Raw genomic sequence first — 17835 nt, forward strand, 5'->3', positions numbered from 1 at the left:
CGCCCCCGATGACTGACGATCACGTCGATATCGTCTTCTACACACGCCAGTTGCACAATGGCGGTGTCGACCGCGTGGTCTTCAATCTCGCCGAGGAATTCATCCAGCGCGGCATGACCGTCTCGATCGTGGTGGACCTCGACAATATCTATTCGCCCTTCCGCGCCCTGCTCCCCAAGGGCGTGCGATACGAGGTGCTGAACGCGCGCGGGCCGCTCCCCCGGCTGCTCAAGCTGCGCGCCTATCTGCGCCGCGTCCGGCCGCGTGCCGTGCAGTGCGCGAGCTTCGGCTTTCCCAATCTCTATGCGGTGGTGGTGCGCTGGATATCGGGCATCCGCTTCCACCTGATGCTGACCGAGCATTGCTTCCCGACGGTGGACCGCGCCGCGCCCAAGCCGTGGCAGTCGCGTTACTGGTTCTTTCCGCTCGCCCACCTCCTCTATCCGTTCGCGGACACGCGGGTCGCCGTTTCGCGGGGGACGGCCAACGATCTGGCGCGGGTGATCGATATCGAGCCGGGCAGCATCGACTGCATCTACAACCCCATCGTCAACGATACGCTGATCGAGCAGGCGCGGCAGCAGGTCGACCATCCCTGGTTCACCAATCCCGAGCTGCCGATCATCATCGCCGTCGGCCGGATGGAGCCGCAGAAGAATTTCTCGTTGCTGATCCGGGCCTTCGCGAAGGTCCGCCTGTCGGTGCCCTGCCGGCTGGTCATCCTCGGCGACGGATCGGAACGGGAGATGCTCGGCGCGCTCACCACGTCGCTGGGGCTCGATGGCGAAGTCTCGATGCCGGGCTTCCTACCCAATCCCCATGCCTATGTGGCGCGGGCCACGCTGCTGGCGATGTCGTCGGATTTCGAAAGCCTCTCCAACGTGGTGATCGAGGCGATGGCGGTGGGCACTCCGGTGATCGCGACGGATTGCCCCTCCGGCCCTTCCGAGGCGCTCGACAACGGGCGCTGCGGAACGCTGGTGCCGGTGGGCGATGTCGAGCGGCTGACCGCGGCGATCCTCGCCGTGTTGCGCGAACGGCCGCAACCCGTCGCCCGCGCATGGCTGGACCAGTTCACCACCCGCTATTCCGCCGACCGCTATCTGGCGCTCATGATGCCGGCGACGGCATGACCGGGGCCGCGCCCCGTCGGGGAGCATAGGGCATGGCAACGGCCCTTCCCGTCCCGATCTGGCGTCGCGCGCTCGGCAGCGGGATCGGCCTCATCGCCATGACCATGTTCGCATCCAACGGGATGCGGATCGTCAGCACCATCGTCCTCACGCGTATCCTCGCGCCGTCCGATTATGGCGTGGTGGGCGTCACCTCGGCGATCCTGATGGTGATGTTCATGATCTCGGACTTCGGCTTCGGGGTCTATATCGTCCAGCACCCGCAGGGCGACGATCCCCGCCGGCTGGATGCGATCTGGACGATCCGGCTGTTCCGCTCGATCCTGCTCTTCGTCGCGCTGCTGGCGCTGTCGCAGCCGATCGCGATGCTGCTCGAAAAGCCCGAGATGGGCATCATCATCGCCTCCACCTCCTTCCAGTTCCTGCTCGACGGCGGCTCCTCGCTCGCCTCCTATACCGCGGTGCGCGAGCAGAAGCTGGGCCGGCTCAGCACGCTCGACGTCATCGCCTCCATCGCGCAGACGCTGTTCGGCATCATCCTCGCGATCCTGCTGCGCAATTTCTGGGCGATCCTGATCGCCAACCTGCTCGGCGGGCTGCTGCGCGCGGTGCTGAGCTACGCGATGTTCGAGGGATCGCGCCGCCGCTTCTTCTACGACCGGGTGGAGGCCGCCGCGCTGTGGCGCTTCGGCAAGACGGTCGCGAGCGCGCACACGCTCCAGATCATGCTGTCGAACGTGGACAAGTTTGTGCTCTCCCGGCTGTTTCCGCTCGGCACCTTCGGCCTCTATTCGCTCGCCTCGAACCTCGCGGGCGCGCCATCGATGTTCACCTCGCTCTACCCCAACCGCGTGCTGCTGCCGACCTACGCCGCCACCGCGCGCGAGCGGCCGGAGCAGCTCGCCGACGAATATTACCGGACCCGCCGACTGACGATGATCGGCTATCTGCTCGCCATGGGCGGCTTCGTCGGCATGGCGCCCGCCATCGTGCATCTGCTCTACGACACGCGCTACAGCGAAGCGGCGATCTTCCTGCGCATCCTGGCCCTCGCCCCCGCGGTCGCGCTCAACAATTATGCCGCGCGCGAGGTGCTGATCGTGGTGGGGCGGGTGAAGACGCTTTTCTACGCCAACATCGTCCGCATGATCTGGCTCGCCGTAGCCGGCAGCACCGGCTTCGCGATGTTCGGGCCGATGGGGCTGATCGTCACCGTCGGCCTGATCGAGGTGCCGGTGATGTTCTATTGCTGGTTCGCGCTCGCCCAGAGCCGCCTGTTCCGGCTGAACGAGGAGCTGCTGATGCTGGCCGCGCTGGGCGCGGGCATCGGGCTGGGGCTGCTCTGCAACAACCTCTATTTCGCCTTCGCAGCCCACCTGCGCCAGATGCTCCTCGCCGCGATGCCCCATATCGGCCATCACCCGCTGCATTGAGGCTCAGGCGGCGACCGGCGCGCCCCCGAAACGCACCGCCGGCCGGCGCGGGCTGCGGGCCGGGGTGCGGCTCAGAACGCCCGCCGCGAGCGCCAGCAGCACGACATAGCTGATCTCGTTGCGGCCGTAGCTCGTCGTCGTCAGGCTCGCGACGAGGCCGAGCAGCCCCGCGAAGCAGGCCCCCCCGGCGGCCCGGCTCTCGACCGGCAGGCGGGGGCTCCGCACGAACAGGCTGACGAGGATGCATGGCAGGATCGCGTAATAGATCAGCCCGCCGAACAGCCCGCCGCGCATGAAGATCGTCAGCGGCTGATTGACCAGATCGACGATCCCCTCCCCCTGCCTGAGGAAGAAGAGCGCGCTGTAGATCTGGTCCATGTCCATGCCGGTCAGCCAGTGCGCGCGGAACAGCGCCAGCCCCGCCGTCAGAAGCTGGGAGCGGTAGCCGACCGTGCCGCTCGCATCCCCGCCCGCGCCGATCGACGCCGCGACCTGCGGGCTGATGTGCGACAGCGCGAAGATCATGGCCACCACCACCGGCCCCAGCACCGCGAGGCCCAGCAGATGCGTCCACCGCCGCTCGTAGAGGAAGCAGGCGATCAGGCCGACGCCGATCATGATGTAGCCGACGCGCGCGAAGGTGAAGACGATCCCCACCAGCAGCATGGCGACAAGCCCGAAGAAGGCGATCCGCGAGCCCACCTGCCGCCGGAGCGCCACCAGCATTGTCAGTTGCAGGCCGAGGAACAGCGACAGCCCGGTGGACTCCGGCCAGGTTGCCCGCCCGCGGAGCAGGCCGTTGCGTTCCTTGGCATAGCCCGAGATCATCTCGGGGTCGGCGTGGAGGAAGGCCGGCATCCGGTAATAGAGCAGCCAGTGGCGCAGCGCCTCGAACGCCGCGACAGCGGAGAGGATGCACCCGGCGACGATGCAGGCGAGCATGATCCGGTTGGGCGGCTCGCTGCGATAGCAGGCGCGGCTGATCGCGAAATAGGGGATGCCGAGGTTGAGCGGCACGATCACGCAGGCCCTGAGCCCGTATGTGAGCTGGTGCCCCCGCGCATCCATGAAGATCTGCATCGCCAGCATCGCGACAAAGGCGATGTCCCACATCGCCAGCCCCGGACTGCGCAGCCGCACGCCTGAAAGCAGCATCGACAGGATGAAGCCGATCGACAGCAGGTTGACGAAGGTGAACTGGAGGATGGTGAGGCCCGAGATGGCGACCGTGTAGGTCAGCATCGGCATCAGCGGCAGGCAGAACATGAAGAGGTTGGCACGCAGCGTCAGCGCCCGCCGGTCCGCCAGCACCAGCCCGCGCATCGTCAGCGCCGGCGCGCAGAGGATCAGGCCGGCCGTGAACAGCGCGAAGATCGCGTAATAATAACCGAAGAAACCGACCGCCGGCAGCGTCACCGCCGCGAAGAACTGGTGCGGGCCGATCACGCGCCGGATATCGCCCGGCAGCATCCGCACCCCGCACAGCACGGCGAGGCTGATGAGAAGAAGATAGGCATATTCCATCCGCCATCCCCCGATCGGCCGGGACGGCCCCTGCCCGCGCCGATGACGCCGGGAAGCTAGCCGCCCCTCGCGGATGAGACAAATCATCACCGCAATAAAATGCCGCGTCTCATCCTGTCATCGACCTGGGGACCGGCCTATAGTCCTCAGCGGGATCAGTGTCGCATTTTGGGCGGGTTCGGGTTCTTCTGCCCGTTTTCGGATATTCCGTGAGGAGCGGACATGGGGAAGCGTCCATCCGTCAGCCCGCGCATCGTCTTCGGCCTGTCGCTCATCGCGCTGGCGGGCGGCGTCGCCGCCCTGAGCTTCGCCGGCAAGGCCCCGGCATGGGATCGGCTGCCCGTCCATCACGGCACCGCCCCGCAGCCCCCCGCCATCCGGCCGCTCGCCATGCCGATCGGCACCAATCTGGACGCGCTCTCCTACTGGAGCCCGGCGCTCCCTCTGCTCGATCTCATGAAGTCCGCCGGGCCGTGGGTGCCGCACAGCGACACGACCTACGATACGGGCGATCCCATCCAGCTCGATCCGCAGGGCTGGGTCGAGCGCTTGCCCGATCCCGCCGGCGGCGCGCGCGCCACATCGGTGCTGGTCAACATCCTCCACGACAATCCGGCGGCGCAGGGGCACACGCGCTATGCCGTGCTCTATGACGGCAAGGGCACGATCGACGCCACCTTCGGCGCGAGGGTCGTGGACCGGTCGGCGGGCAGGATCGATGTGGAGACGGGGGACGACGGCGGCCTGGCGCTCGTCCTCACCGAGATCGATCCGGCGGATCATCTCCGCAACATCCGCGTCATCCGTGCGGACCTGTTGCCGCTCTACCGTTCCGGGCAGAGCTTCGATCCCGCCTATCTGGAGCGGATCGGCGGCTTTCCGGCGCTGCGCTTCATGGACTGGATGAGCACCAACACCCTCTATGACAAAGCGGGCCATGCGCTCACGGGCGACACGGCGATCGCGAACGCGCCGCTCCTCGACTGGCGGGACCGGCCGCGTCCCGAGGATCGGAGCTGGGGCGAGGCTGGCCATGGCGTGCCGGTGGAACTACTGGTCGAGATCGCCAACCGCACCGGCGCCGAGCCCTGGTTCACCATGCCGATCAACGCCAGCGACGATTATGTCCGCGGCTTCGCCACCTATGTGCGCGATCATCTCCGGCCCGGACTGAAGATGCATGTCGAGCTGTCCAACGAGGTGTGGAACTGGAGCTTCCCGCAGGCCCATTATGCCGAGGCGCGCGCCCATGCGCTGTTCGGGCCGGACGCCAAATGGCTCGAATGGTACGGGATGCGCGCGGCGCAGGTCGGCGCGATCTGGAAGACGGCGTTCGGCGAACCGCCGACGCGCGCCGCGAAGCCCGGTCGCGTCGCGATGGTCTTCGGCACCCAGTTCGCGTGGAAGGGGCTGGAGGCCTATGGCCTCGACACCGATCGCTGGCGCGACGCGCAGGGCCATATGCTCCACCCGGCCGACTATTTCGACGAATATGCCGTCGCCGGCTATTACGACGGCATCATGAACACCGACGAGGCCTATGACACGGTGCGCGGCTGGTGGCGGGATGCGGACGGCGGCTATGGCCGCGCGGTAGCGGCGCTCAAGGCCCGCATCGCGCAGGTGAACGCTCCGACCTACCTCTATCATGGCGAACAGGCGCGCCGGCACGGGCTCCGTCTCGTCACCTATGAGGCCGGCTATGGCGAGTTCACGTCGCCCTCCCATCGCGACGATCAGGCCTACACCGATTTTCTCGCGAAGCTTCAGCGGCGGCCGGAATTCCGCGCGCTGGAAACGCAGAACTACCGCGCTTTCCAGACGGCGGGCGGCGCGTTGTTCATGAACTACGGCATCATCGGCACGCCGTCCAAATGGGGAAACTGGTCCGCGCTGGAATCGGTGCGGCAAACATCCTCGCCCCGCTATGACGCGATGCGGGCATGGAATGCGGCCGAGGCGATCAAGGGAGGCTCCGAACGCGCCGCCAGGCGGTGAACAGCCCGAAGATCGCCGGCCCGTCCACCAGATAGCGCCGCCACAGCCGACGCGGGCTGGAGAGCAGGCGGAACAGCCATTCCATGCCCATCGCCTGCATCAGGCGCGGCGCGCGCGTCTGGCGGCCGACGAGGAAGTCCAGGCTCGCCCCGATGCACAGCCCGGTGCCCACCGCCCTGCCGGACAGCTCGACCTGCCGGGCGACGATCTCCTGCTGCGGCGATCCGACCGCGAGGAAGCTGTAGCGCGCCCGCGCCCCGATCAGGAACTCCGCCGCCCGCGCCACCTCGGCGGGATCGCGGACGAAACCCATCGGCGGGTCATAATGGACGATATCGGTGAGGCCATAAGCGGCACGCAGCGCCTCCACGATCGAGGTGCCGCCGCCGAGGATGGCGATCCGGTCCCCCAGCGCGATCGCGTGGCGCACCAGTTGCCGGGTGAGGTCGCTCCCCGGCACCACCGGCAGGCCGAGCCCCGCCCACCGCGCCAGCGCTTTGAGGACGCGACTGTCGCAGAGCGTCAGCCAGGCGCCACGATAGGCCGGCCACAGATCCGAGCGGCGATGATGCAGCCGCACGACATGATCGACATTGGGCGTCACGACATAAGCGAAGGGCGCATCGGCCGAGCGGGCGGCGATCATCGCCACCGCCTGCGCCTCGTCGAGGCGATCGAAGCGGAGGTCGAGGAACTCGGCGCTGGCCGAGCCGTCGCTCCCTTCTCCTGTCGTCGTCATCGTCGCCCTCTCCCAGCCGCAACCGGCGCATGGTAGCGATCCCGCCGCGCGGGCTCTCTCCGCCCGATTCCGTGGCGAGCCTGCCCCGGTGGAAAACCACCATGGCTGCCCGATGGGGATACTGCTTTTGCAGTACGCAAGAGGCGCAGCGTGAATGGCCGAGTGCCCGGCCGCCGCCGTCCGCCATAGAGTCCTCCGATCGAATTGGGGGGAGTTGCGGTGATGTCCCTGAGGCAGTTCAAAGAGCATCGTGCGGCCGGCCCGCGCATCCGGCGGCGATCGGCATGGCGGCGCGGCGCGGCGCTTTCCGCCGCTGCCCTGCTCCTTTGCGGCACGGCGCCGGCGTGGAGCCAGCCGGTCGCGACGCTCGCCGCGGCGGCCTCCATCGCGGACCCGGTCACCAGCGCCCATCCCGGCTACCGGATCAACGCCGGTGACGATCTCGACATCAGCGTGTGGGGCGAGGAGAAGATGACGCGCACCACCCGCGTCCTTCCCGACGGCACGATCAGCGTCCCGCTCGCCGGCACCATCACCGCCGCGGCGAAGACGGTCGAGGAAGTGTCCGAGGAAATTCGCCAACGCATCGCGCCCAACTACCGCACCTCGCCTCCCGAGGTGACGGTGGCCGTGCGCGATGCGACCGGGATGCGCTTCTACGTCGTCGGCAAGGTCCGCACGCCGGGGAGCTTCTCCACCGGTCGCGCCGTCGACACGCTTCAGGCGCTCAGCATGGCCGGCGGCCTCGCCGACTTCGCCGACGTCAAGAATGCGGTCATCCTGCGCCACACGCCCAACGGGCAGGTGGTCGAACCGGTGGAGCTCGCCACCGTCCTCAAGGGCCATCGCCGCCTGAAGCCGGGCGAGCTGGCCGAGCCCCTCCCGATGCTCCGCAGCGGCGATGTCCTGGTCATTCCCTGAGGCCAGGAGGGCGCCATGCCCCGCCCTATCTTCCGCAGGGGGATATACCTCCTCGCCGCGACGCTCGCCGGAACGGGCTCGCCGGCCATGAGCCAGACCGAGACCAACCTGACGCTCGACGCGCAGGCGCTGGCCTCGTCCAACCCCTTCCTGATGCCGGGGCCGGATCGCGGCGCCGTGCTCATGCAGATTTCCGCGAGCCCCGAGGTCAGGCTGACCAGCGACACCGGCTCCACCCTCGATCTCAACGGCACCGTCACCCAGAAATGGTTCAGCCAGCATTACGGCCATTTCCTGGTGGGCAAGTTCGATGCCGCCGGCAAATATCGCCGCAACGAATATCTGACGGTGGAGGCCGATGGCGGCTTCTCGCGCGATCTCGCGGTGGACGTGCTGACCAGCAGCATCGACGCGGTGATCGACCCGCAAAGCATCCGCACCGATTATGACGGCGCGCTCCGCGTGCGCTGGACGCCCGACGCGCGCACCGAGATCGTGCCCGAGGTCCGCTACGAGACGTCCGACTACAGCCACAGCACGCTGCTGCGCGACACGCGGACCTTCAAGGCGGACGTCTCCGCCAGCCGCCGCATCAGCCCCTCCACGCGGGTCGGCATCCGGGTGGAGGCGCTGTTCAACAAGGCGGCGGGCTCGCTCGCCGAAAACTCGCAGGCGATCTACGCGACGATCCGGCAGGATATCAGCCCGCACTGGCAGCTCGACGCCGAAATCGGCGCGGAGCGGACCGAAAATCGCATCGGCCCGGTTCAGGATCTGGCGCTGAACGCCTCTTCCACCCCCACCCGGCTGAGCGGCCGCGCGCAGCTCTGCCGCAAGGTGCCCAACGGACTCGCCTGCCTCGCCGGCCTGATCGACAGCGAGATCAGCGGGCTGGGCGGCCTCCAGCGCACCATGACCGGCTCCGCCACCGTGACGCAGAAGCTGAGCGAGCGGACGTCGGTGAACGGCATCGTCGAATATCGCCATTCCGAAACGCAGCGTGGCGCCTTTCCGGGGCTCGACTCGCTGCGCGCCACGCTCAAGCTCGATCGCCGGATCGGCCGTCACTTCACCCTTTCCGGGACAGGGCAATATCTCCGCCGCCAGCTCGTTGGCGGGGGATGGATCGGCGCCGCCTATGGCGGCCTTCAACTTCGCTTTCAGCCAAGGCAGCCTGACCATGACTGAGGACGCCACCAACATCAGCATCATCAGCCCGCGCGAGATCGCCGCGATCCTCTATCGGCGACGCTATTGGCTGGTCGCTCCGCTGCTCCTCTGCATGGCGCTTGCGCTGGTCGCCTCGCTGGTGATCCGGCCGGTCTATCAATCGGCGGCGACGCTGCTGGTGGACTCGCAGCAGATTCCCACCACCATCGTCCCCGCCCCGCTCGCCAACTATTCGGACGAGCAGATCGCCAAGATCCGCCAGCGCATCCTCAGCCGGCAGAATCTGGCAGCGCTGGTGAAGGAGCAGAATCTCTATCCGCAGGAGCGGCGGCACATGCCGCTCGACGACGTGTTGCAGATCATGCGCGACAACACCGCGATGGACCTCGTCGGCTCGGACAGCGTCAACGATTCCAAGCCGCGCTCCACGATCGCGCTCAACCTCTCCTTCACCTATCCCAACGCGGAGGTGGCGCAGGCGGTGACCACCGAACTGGTCACCATGTTCCGCGACGAGGACAAGCGTCTGCGCACCGAGCAGGCGCTCAACACCTCCGCCTTCCTCACCCGCCGCGTGGACGAAATTCGCGGCCAGCTCATCACGCTCGAAGGCAAGCGCCGCGAGATCGAGGCGCGCTATGCCGGCGCGCTGCCGGATCAGGTGAACCTCAGCGCCCAGTCCAACTCCGCGCTCCAGGCCGAAGTCTCGCGCATCGATTCCGAGACGCAGGGCATCATGCAGCAGAACAGTATGCTCGCCGCCCGCTCGGCGGATACCCCCACCGCGGCCGATCCGGGCCGCGAGGCGCTGCGGCTGGCGGAAAGCAATCTGCGCCAGCTCCAGGCGAAATATTCGGATCGCTATCCCGACGTGGTCGCCGCCCGCGCCGCCGTGGAAGAGGCCCGCGTCGCCGCCTCGGCGCGATCGGCCGGCGGCCCGAACAGCATCATCCAGTCCGAAATCGCCGCCAGCAATGCGCGCATCCAGACTCTCTCCAGCCGTCGCGGCGAACTGATGGGCCAGATCGCGGAGTTGCAGCACACCACTGCGGAAGCGCCGCAGGCGTCTTACGAGCTGAACAACGTCCAGCGCGAATATGACAATCTCAAGCTGCAATATCAGGACATCCGCGAGAAGCAGCTCGAGGCCCAGACCGCCGCCAACCTCCAGACCGAGGATCGCGGCGAGCGCTTCTCGCTGGTCAACGCGCCGAGCCGGCCGGTCGAGCCGATCCGCCCCAAGCGCAAGATGATGCTGGCGATGGGCCTGGCGGGCGGGCTCGCGCTGGGGCTGGCGGTCGTGCTCGGCAAGGAGTTCCTGTCCGGCCCGATCAACGGCGAGAACGGTGTCGCCCGCTGGATGGGCGAGCCGCCGCTCGGCGTTATCCCCCTCGTCATCGCCGATCGCACGCCCGGCCCGCTCGGCCGCCTGCATCGGCTCTGGACATCCCGCGAACGTCAGGAGGCAGCGTGACATGCTGAAGGATATCTCTCCCGACTGGTCCCGCCCCCTTCCCGGAGCGATCACGCGCGGCCGGCCCCGGCAGGCCGCGCCGACGCCTCCGCAACCAGAGGTGGAGCTGGATCGCGACACGCTGATCCGCAACGGCATCTGGGCGTTCGAGAGCTTCGACGTCCGCTCGCGCAGCTTCGTCCTGCTCCGCTCGCAGGTGCTGAACCGCTTCCATGCTTCCGGCGGACGGGTGCTCGCGGTCACCTCGACGCGCCCCGGCGAGGGCAAGACCTATGTCACCGCCAATCTCGCGGCCGCGCTCAGCCGCATCCATCCGACCGCGCTGATCGACCTCGATCTGCGTCGCCCGTCGATCGCGACGCGCTTCGGGCTGACGGTCGATTGCGGCGTGGAGGACTTCCTCGCCGGCAAGGCGGACTGGGCCAGCACGGGGCAGAAGATCGCCTCCGCCCAGCTCACCATCCATGGCGCGCGCCAGCCGGGGCTGGACACCGCCGAACTGCTCGCCTCCGACGCGCTGCGTGGCGTCTTCGCCTCCTTCAAGGCGCAGCCCGACGCGCCGATCTGCATCGTCGACACGCCGCCGATCCTGATGCTGGACGACGCCAACCTGATCGCGCGCCACGTCGACGGCGTGCTGATGGTGATCGAGGAAGGCCGCACCCGCGGCAGCGACGTCGAGGAGGCGCTCCGCCTGCTCGGCACCACGCCGATCGTCGGCTCGGTGCTGAACAAGTCGCTCTCCCTCAAGAAATCGCATGTCGACTACGCCTATTACGACGACCTGAAGGCCCGCCGTCCACACTGAAGGGGGACTAGTCATGCGACGTGGGATCATCCTCGCCGGCGGCTCCGGCACCCGGCTCCATCCGCTGACGCTCACCGTGAGCAAGCAGCTCATGCCCGTCTTCGACAAGCCGATGATCTATTATCCGCTGTCGACGCTGATGCTCGCCGGTATCCGCGAGATCCTCATCATCACCACGCCGGAGGATCAGGCCTCCTTCCGCAAGCTGCTCGGCGACGGGCGGCAATGGGGGCTGGAGCTGAGCTACGCCGCCCAGCCGCGCCCCGAAGGCCTCGCGCAGGCCTATCATATCGGCGCGGATTTCGTGCGCGGCGAGCCTTCCGCATTGATCCTCGGCGACAATATCTTCCATGGCCCCGGCTTCGGCAGTCTGATGGCGCAGGCCGACGCGAAGACCGAGGGCGCCACCGTGTTCGGCTATCCGGTCAGCAACCCGTCGGCCTATGGCGTCGTGACCTTCGACGAGGCCGGCCACGCCGTCGCCATCGACGAGAAGCCCGCCCACCCGCGCTCGCAATATGCCGTGACCGGCCTCTATTTCTACGACGGCCGCGCCGCAGACCTTGCCGCCTCGATCCGCCCGTCCGCGCGCGGGGAGTATGAGATCACCGACCTCAACCGCCTCTATCTGGTGGCCGGCGCGCTCGACGTGCAGCTTCTCGGGCGCGGCTTCGCATGGCTCGACACGGGCACCCACGCCTCGCTGCACGAGGCCTCCTCCTATGTGCAGGTGATCGAGCAGCGGCAGGGCCTGCGCATCTGCTGCCCGGAGGAGATCGCCTGGCGACAGGGCTTCATTTCCGACGCCGAACTGGAACGCATCGCGCTGCCGCTGCGCAAGAGCGGCTATGGCGACTATCTGCTCCGCCTGCTCCAGACGGGCGCCGCGCCCCTGAGCCAGGTCGCCTGACGGAGACCGCATCATGAAGAGCCTCCTCGTCACCGGTGGCGCCGGGTTCATCGGATCGAACTTCGCCCGCCACTGGCGCCGCGGCTTCCCCGGCGACCGCATCCTCGTGCTCGACCTGCTGACCTATGCGGGCAACCTCGCCAATCTGGCCGGCGTGCCGGACATCCGCTTCGTGCGCGGCGACATCGCCGACGCGGCGCTGGTGCGCGGCCTGATCGACGAACATGCCATCGACACCATCGTGAACTTCGCGGCGGAAACGCATGTCGATCGCTCGATCTCGTCGCCGCGCGGCTTCCTCCACAGCAACATCATCGGCACGCATACGCTGCTCGAATGCGCGCGCGAGGCATGGGACGGCGCGCCCGAAGGCACATGCCGCTTCCATCAGGTTTCCACCGACGAGGTGTTCGGCAGCCTCGGCCTCGACGATCCCGCCTTCCACGAGGGCACGCCGTTCGCGCCCAACTCGCCCTATTCGGCGAGCAAGGCCTCGGCCGATCATCTCGTCCGCGCCTATCATCAGACCTACGGCTTGCCGGCGACCGTCTCCCATTGCTCGAACAATTACGGGCCGTATCAATTCCCCGAGAAGCTCATCCCCCTCTTCGTCATCAACGCGCTGGAGGGGCGGCCGCTGCCGATCTACGGCGACGGCCTGAACGTGCGCGACTGGCTGTTCGTCGACGATCATTGCCGCGCCATCGAGCTGATCCTGACCGGCGGACGCGTAGGCGAGAGCTATTGCATCGGCGGCGGCTGCGCGCTGCCCAACATGACGATCGTCGACACGCTCTGCACCGCCGTCGATGCGCTGTTCGCCCACGATCCGGGCCTCGCCGCGCGCCACCCCCACGCGCCCGCCGCGCAGGGCAGGCCCACCGCCTCGCTCAAGCGCTTCGTGACCGACCGGCTCGGGCATGACAGGCGCTACGAGATAGACGACGCCAGGATACGCCGCGAGCTGGGCTATGCGCCCGTCCACGATTTCCGCTGCGATTTCGCGGCCACCGTGCGCTGGTTCGTCGAAAACCCGGAATGGTGGCAGGCGATCGGCGGCGACGCGTCGGCGCCCTCCCTCCATGTCGCGATGGGTTGAGCCATGGCCGGGAAAGCGATCGCCCAGGAAGGGCCGACACCGCCGGCAGCCCCTCTCCACACCGCCAAGGCGGCCCGGCGGCGGAATTATGCCGACTGGCTGCGGGATTTCCCGGCCCGCAGCGCCTTCTGGGTGACGCGCCTCGGCCCGGTGAGCCGGATGCTGGCCTCACGATATCGCCGCGCGGTCGCCAGCCATCGCCGTATGGTGCCGACGCTCTCTCCCGGAGACCGCGCGATCGTCGAGGCGCTCGATCGGGACGGCATCTACATCTCCTCGCTCGATTGTCTGGGGTTGCCGGATTCACGCGAGACGGTGCGCATCGGGCAGATGCTCTCGGCCGAGTTCAGCGCCGAGGCGCATCGGCAAGCGGCCGCCGGCGTGGAGTTCAACATGGTTCCCCCCGAGCGGATCGTGGTCAATCCGCGTGTCTTCGCCTGGGGGCTCAGCGACCGGCTGCTGGACATCGCCGAGGCCTATCTGGGGATGCCGGCGGCCTATGACGGGATGCAGATCATCTACACCGTCGCCGACGGCCGCGAAGTCTCCACGCGGCGCTGGCATCGCGACTGGGAAGATCGCAAGATGCTCAAGATCGCGATCTATCTGAACGACGTCGACGCGGACGGCGGACCGTTCGAGGCGGTCAGAGGCCCGCGCCGGACGGACGAAGACGGCTTCGCATATGATCTGATGTCCGATGACGATCTGCGTCGCACGTTCGGAGAGGAGTTCGCCGAGCGCGTGGCGAGCTGCACCGGACGGGCGGGCACCGTGCTCTTCGTCGACACCGCCCGCCAATATCATCGCGGCCGCCCGGCGACGGGAGCGGACCGGACGGCGATCTTCTACAGCTATTTCGCCAGGCGGCCGCGCCACCCCTTCTTCTGCGAGCGTTCGGGGCTGTCGCGCCAGCAGATCGAGCGGCTGGCCCGCCATCTGCCGCCCCGCCAGCGCGCCGCCGCCCTGTGGCGCCGGGGCCTGCCCGGCTGGCTGCGGATGATTCCCTCGGCGCGGGTCTAGGCCTCGAAGGGCCGCACGCGCCGGTCGATCGTCAGCCAGGGCGCGACCTCGATCGCTTTCGCCGCGGCGGATTCCAGCCGCCACCCGCCCTCAATCTCCACGAACCCCGCCTTGGAATAGACCGGGTGGCAAGGCTGGTTATGCTCGGTCGGACGGAAAGCGCCGGTGAGCGCCTGCTCCGGCCCCGCCAGCCGCCGCACCTCTTCGAGCAGCGCGCGCTCCATGCCGAAGCCGAACGCCCGGCAGCTCAGCACGAAGACGGGGATGTCGAGCCCACCCTCCGTCCGCTCGATCACCAGCACACCGATCGTTCCCATCGGCCCGAATCGATCCGCCGCCTCGCCGATCAGGACGCGGATGTCCTCGTGCCCGATCCGTTCCCCGATCCAGCGCCGGGTGATGCGGCTGCCGGCCATGTTGAACTGGTTGGTGCGGTTGACGAGCGAGGCCGCGCGCTCCGCATCCTCCGGCCTCGCCTCGCGGATGGTGAGGCGGAGGCGGAGCTGCGCATAGAGCCGGTCGCGCTGGGCGGCGTCCATCTCGGTCTCGGCCGTGATGAAGCGCTGCCGTTCGTCGCGCTGACGATAGAAATCGGTGCGGTCCGCGCCCGGACGCGCCGGGAGCAGATCGGCCCACAGATCGAGCAGCCGCCAGCTCCGCGGATCGGCCGGATCGAGCGCCAGCGCCATGGGGAATTGCTCACCCCCCTCGCGGCTGTCGAGGATGACGAAGCTCTTGAGCTTGAGGTTGAGGTGCCCGGCGATGCGTTCGACGTCCGGCTGATGCGAGGCGAAATCCTCCGATGCCAGCCCCCCTTCCACCGCAGGCCATGGCGAGCCATCCTCCACCTTCGCGGCCAGGATGATGCCGCGTTGCTTGAGCCGCAGCAGGGTCGCCTGCCGATCGGGATGATCGAGGAGCGTGTCGCCGGGATCGCACGCCACCAGCTTGCGGCCGAGAAGCCGCCCCGCCACCGTCAGCACATCGCGATAATAAGGTGCGAGCAGCGCCCCGAACATCGCCGGATGCTGAAGGTCCGAACGATAGAGATAGCGCCCGGCCGCCCACAGCCCCTGTTCGCCGACGATCGCCTGCTCGTCGAGCAGGTGGAAGACCTGCCCCCGCGCCATCCGCTCCGCCACGCGCTGCCTGAGTGCCGTGTTGAAGCGCCGCGTCACGCGCTTCAGCATCGGCAGCAGCAGGCGCCCGCGCACCCGCTCCTTCACGCTCTCCTGATGGCGGATCAGCGGCACCGGCTGATGGACGAGGACCGGGCAGTCGAACAGGTCGGCCAGCGCGTCGAACGTCTTCAGCGCCTGCTCCACGGCGGCATCCGCATGATCGAACCGGGTCGGCAGGTGCAGCAGGCCCGGCGTGCGCTGGAGCACGCCATAATCGCTTGGCAGGGCATAGTTCAGCGGGCTGTAGCAGACGATATCGAACGACTCGTCCGCCAGCCGGCCGAGCGCGGTGCGAACCTCCAGCGCATCATGCGAAGTCACGAACGTCGGCCGCAACCGCACCCCGTCGGCCAGCGCGGGAGCGGTCAGGAAGCTGATGACATCGAGATAGAGGCAGTCGCCGACGAACAGGACGCGCACCTCGGCGGAGGCGCTGGCGGTCAACATATGCTCGATCACGTCGAACAGACCGTCGATCCGGCCCTGCGCGGCGCTATCCCCGTCGAGCGCCGCGCGAAAGGCCCGCCGCTCACCCGAGAGCAGATGCGCTACGCGCCGCTTATGCTCCTGCGCGTCGACGGTGGGGTCATGGAGTTGCTTGGCCTTCTCGCCGATGTAGAGGTGACGGTAATTCTCGTCGCCCGTTGCGAGATAGCCGGCGATATAGTCGACGTAGGCGTGCGTCTCCAGTTCGACGAAGCGCCCGGGATCGTTCGCGAAGCTCGCGGCATATTTGGGCCAGTCCACGACCAGCGCGGCGAGCTTCCGCCCGATCGCGTTCCGGGCATGTCGCAGTCTTTCGGCCGGGGAATATTGCTCGATCGCCGCCGACGCCATTCAGCCCCTCGCCTCCGATCCATGACTTGCGATTACAAGTCCGGCCGTCCGTGAAACCACCGTTATACCCGGCCCCGGAGGCGTTTGAATTCCACATTCCGACCGGGCGTTTGCGGTGGGTATTTCTCAGCATCATTCCGATCCGCCCCGCCGGTGCGACCCGTTCACGGCTGTGGCGTGCCCCAGTCGTTCAGCCGAATCGACGATGCCGGCATCATGATCGACACCAGCAGGGGCTTTTCAGCCCCCTCCTTTCAACCGATGTCGAGCCATAGCTTATCCAGCGTGACATGCCCCGACAGCTTCAGGGCATCGACGGCGCGCTTGACCTGCTGGCTGTCACCTCGGGGCATGACGAGGACGGCGTCGCGGGTGGCGATGACGATGACGTCCTTGACGCCGATGGCGGCGACCAGCGGGCCTTCGGAGCGGATCAGGCAGTTGGAGGTGTCGATGGCGAGCACCTCGCCATGATGGGCGTTGCCGTCATCGTCCTTGACCGCCAGCTCGTGGAGGGCATCCCAGCTCCCGACGTCCGACCAGCCCATCTCGACCGGCACGACGGCGACGCGATCGGCCTTCTCCATCACCGCATAGTCGATCGAATCCGACGGCGAGCGTCCGAACGCCAGCGGATCGGGCAGGAGGCGCGCTCCATCGCGCCTGCCGGCCTCCAGAGCCTCGCGGGCGGCAGCCGCGATGCCCGGCGCGTGGAGATCGAGCGCGGCCATGTAGCTCGCCGCCGTGAACAGGAAGATGCCGCCGTTCCACGAATAGCAGCCCTGCGCGAGATAGCCCTCGGCGGTGGCGAGGTCGGGCTTCTCGACGAAGCGGGCGACGCGCTGGACGCCGGGGGCGATCTCCTCGCCGCGGCAGATATAGCCATAACCCGTCTCGGGTGAGGTCGGTGCGATGCCGAAGGTGGCGAGCCAGCCGGCTTCGACCAGCGGCACCGCCTTCTCGATCGCGGCGTGGAAGGCGGAGACGTCGCCGATGACATGATCGGAGGGCATCACCAGCAGCATCTGGTCGGGCTCGGCCGCGCACGCGGCGAGCGCGATGGCGGGCGCGGTGTTGCGGGCGGCGGGTTCGAGGATCAGCGTGCCGGGCTCGATCCCCGCTTCGTGAAGCTGCGCCTCGATCGCGTCGGCATGGGCGGCGCTCGCCACCACCACCGGCGCCGCGAAGCGCTCCGCTCCCGTCGTCCGCCGTGCCGTCATCTGGAGCATCGTCTCGACATGCGTCAGCGACAGGAGCTGCTTCGGACGCTCCGTCCGGGACAACGGCCACAATCGCGCGCCGGAGCCCCCGGACAGGATCACTGGGATGACAGAACGCATGAAAACTCGCAGCCGATTGTCTAGACCCTCTGCCTTCCCGGTGGTTGCAATTTCGTCAAGCAGGCAGCTCGCTCCGTCCTACGCTCCGTGTCTTCAATGCGACCGGAGCCTGCAAAATCGGGGCAGATCGGGAACTTCCCTGCGCCTTGCCTCGCTTGTCCGGGGATCGTAACGCCCCATCGCAGGGAATCGCGGCTTTCGATCCGCGCGTCCGAGCGCTAAAAGAGGCTGCCGCTGAGGCAACC

General features: G+C 67.9%; 14 protein-coding genes. 10 read left to right on the top strand and 4 right to left on the bottom strand.

The features are described 5' to 3' along the window. Positions 1–8: 8 nt before the first annotated feature. Together FHS98_RS04480 and FHS98_RS04485 are read left to right on the top strand one after the other, a co-directional pair. Positions 9–1133, top strand: coding sequence for a glycosyltransferase (locus tag FHS98_RS04480; protein WP_167100647.1), 1125 nt, complete (start codon positions 9–11; stop codon positions 1131–1133). Positions 1134–1165: 32 nt separating this feature from the next. Further along, on the top strand, positions 1166–2566 hold the full coding sequence (locus tag FHS98_RS04485; protein ID WP_167100650.1) for an oligosaccharide flippase family protein: 1401 nt from the start codon (positions 1166–1168) through the stop codon (positions 2564–2566). 3 nt (positions 2567–2569) lie between these two features. On the opposite strand, the gene FHS98_RS04490 is transcribed toward FHS98_RS04485, so the two are convergent. Beyond that, on the bottom strand, positions 2570–4090 hold the full coding sequence (locus tag FHS98_RS04490; RefSeq protein WP_167100653.1) for an O-antigen ligase family protein: 1521 nt from the start codon (positions 4088–4090) through the stop codon (positions 2570–2572). 222 nt (positions 4091–4312) lie between these two features. On the opposite strand from FHS98_RS04490, the gene FHS98_RS04495 reads away from it, so the two are divergent. Beyond that, positions 4313–6088 (top strand): cellulose-binding protein, encoded by a 1776-nt coding sequence (locus FHS98_RS04495; RefSeq protein WP_167100656.1) that lies wholly within the window; start codon positions 4313–4315, stop codon positions 6086–6088. On the opposite strand, the gene FHS98_RS04500 is transcribed toward FHS98_RS04495, so the two are convergent. After that, complete coding sequence (locus FHS98_RS04500) at positions 6054–6827, bottom strand: WecB/TagA/CpsF family glycosyltransferase (protein WP_167100659.1); 774 nt, start codon at positions 6825–6827, stop codon at positions 6054–6056. The genes FHS98_RS04495 and FHS98_RS04500 overlap by 35 nt on opposite strands. Before the next feature lie 222 nt (positions 6828–7049). Here FHS98_RS04500 and FHS98_RS04505 point away from each other — a divergent pair, with 222 nt between their 5' ends. The 7 genes from FHS98_RS04505 to FHS98_RS04535 are packed head-to-tail and all read left to right on the top strand — an operon-like array spanning position 7050 to position 14232. Next, complete coding sequence (locus FHS98_RS04505) at positions 7050–7748, top strand: polysaccharide biosynthesis/export family protein (protein WP_167100662.1); 699 nt, start codon at positions 7050–7052, stop codon at positions 7746–7748. Positions 7749–7763: 15 nt separating this feature from the next. Then, positions 7764–8936, top strand: a complete 1173-nt coding sequence (locus FHS98_RS04510; RefSeq protein ID WP_167100665.1) for a hypothetical protein — start codon at positions 7764–7766, stop codon at positions 8934–8936. After that, positions 8929–10392, top strand: coding sequence for a GumC family protein (locus tag FHS98_RS04515; protein WP_167100668.1), 1464 nt, complete (start codon positions 8929–8931; stop codon positions 10390–10392). Before FHS98_RS04510 ends, FHS98_RS04515 begins: the two co-directional genes overlap by 8 nt. A 1-nt stretch (position 10393) precedes the next feature. Beyond that, complete coding sequence (locus FHS98_RS04520) at positions 10394–11200, top strand: CpsD/CapB family tyrosine-protein kinase (RefSeq protein WP_167100671.1); 807 nt, start codon at positions 10394–10396, stop codon at positions 11198–11200. Positions 11201–11213: 13 nt separating this feature from the next. Then, on the top strand, positions 11214–12110 hold the full coding sequence (rfbA, locus tag FHS98_RS04525; protein ID WP_167100674.1) for a glucose-1-phosphate thymidylyltransferase RfbA: 897 nt from the start codon (positions 11214–11216) through the stop codon (positions 12108–12110). 13 nt (positions 12111–12123) lie between these two features. Next, positions 12124–13209, top strand: a complete 1086-nt coding sequence (rfbB, locus tag FHS98_RS04530) for a dTDP-glucose 4,6-dehydratase (protein WP_167100677.1) — start codon at positions 12124–12126, stop codon at positions 13207–13209. Positions 13210–13212: 3 nt separating this feature from the next. Beyond that, the gene (locus FHS98_RS04535; RefSeq protein ID WP_243847862.1) at positions 13213–14232 is read left to right on the top strand and encodes a phytanoyl-CoA dioxygenase family protein; all 1020 of its coding nucleotides are present in this window, start codon (positions 13213–13215) and stop codon (positions 14230–14232) included. Here FHS98_RS04535 and FHS98_RS04540 read toward each other — a convergent pair. Together FHS98_RS04540 and FHS98_RS04545 are read right to left on the bottom strand one after the other, a co-directional pair. Continuing rightward, entirely contained in the window at positions 14229–16250 is a 2022-nt protein-coding gene (locus tag FHS98_RS04540) for a hypothetical protein (RefSeq protein ID WP_167100680.1), read from the bottom strand. The two genes, FHS98_RS04535 and FHS98_RS04540, sit on opposite strands and share 4 nt — an antisense overlap. A gap of 254 nt (positions 16251–16504) precedes the next feature. Then, positions 16505–17590, bottom strand: a complete 1086-nt coding sequence (locus FHS98_RS04545; protein ID WP_167100683.1) for a mannose-1-phosphate guanylyltransferase/mannose-6-phosphate isomerase — start codon at positions 17588–17590, stop codon at positions 16505–16507. Positions 17591–17835: the final 245 nt, after the last annotated feature.

The sequence above is a fragment of the Sphingomonas oligoaromativorans genome (assembly GCF_011762195.1).
Taxonomy (GTDB): Bacteria; Pseudomonadota; Alphaproteobacteria; order Sphingomonadales; family Sphingomonadaceae; genus Solisphingomonas; species Solisphingomonas oligoaromativorans.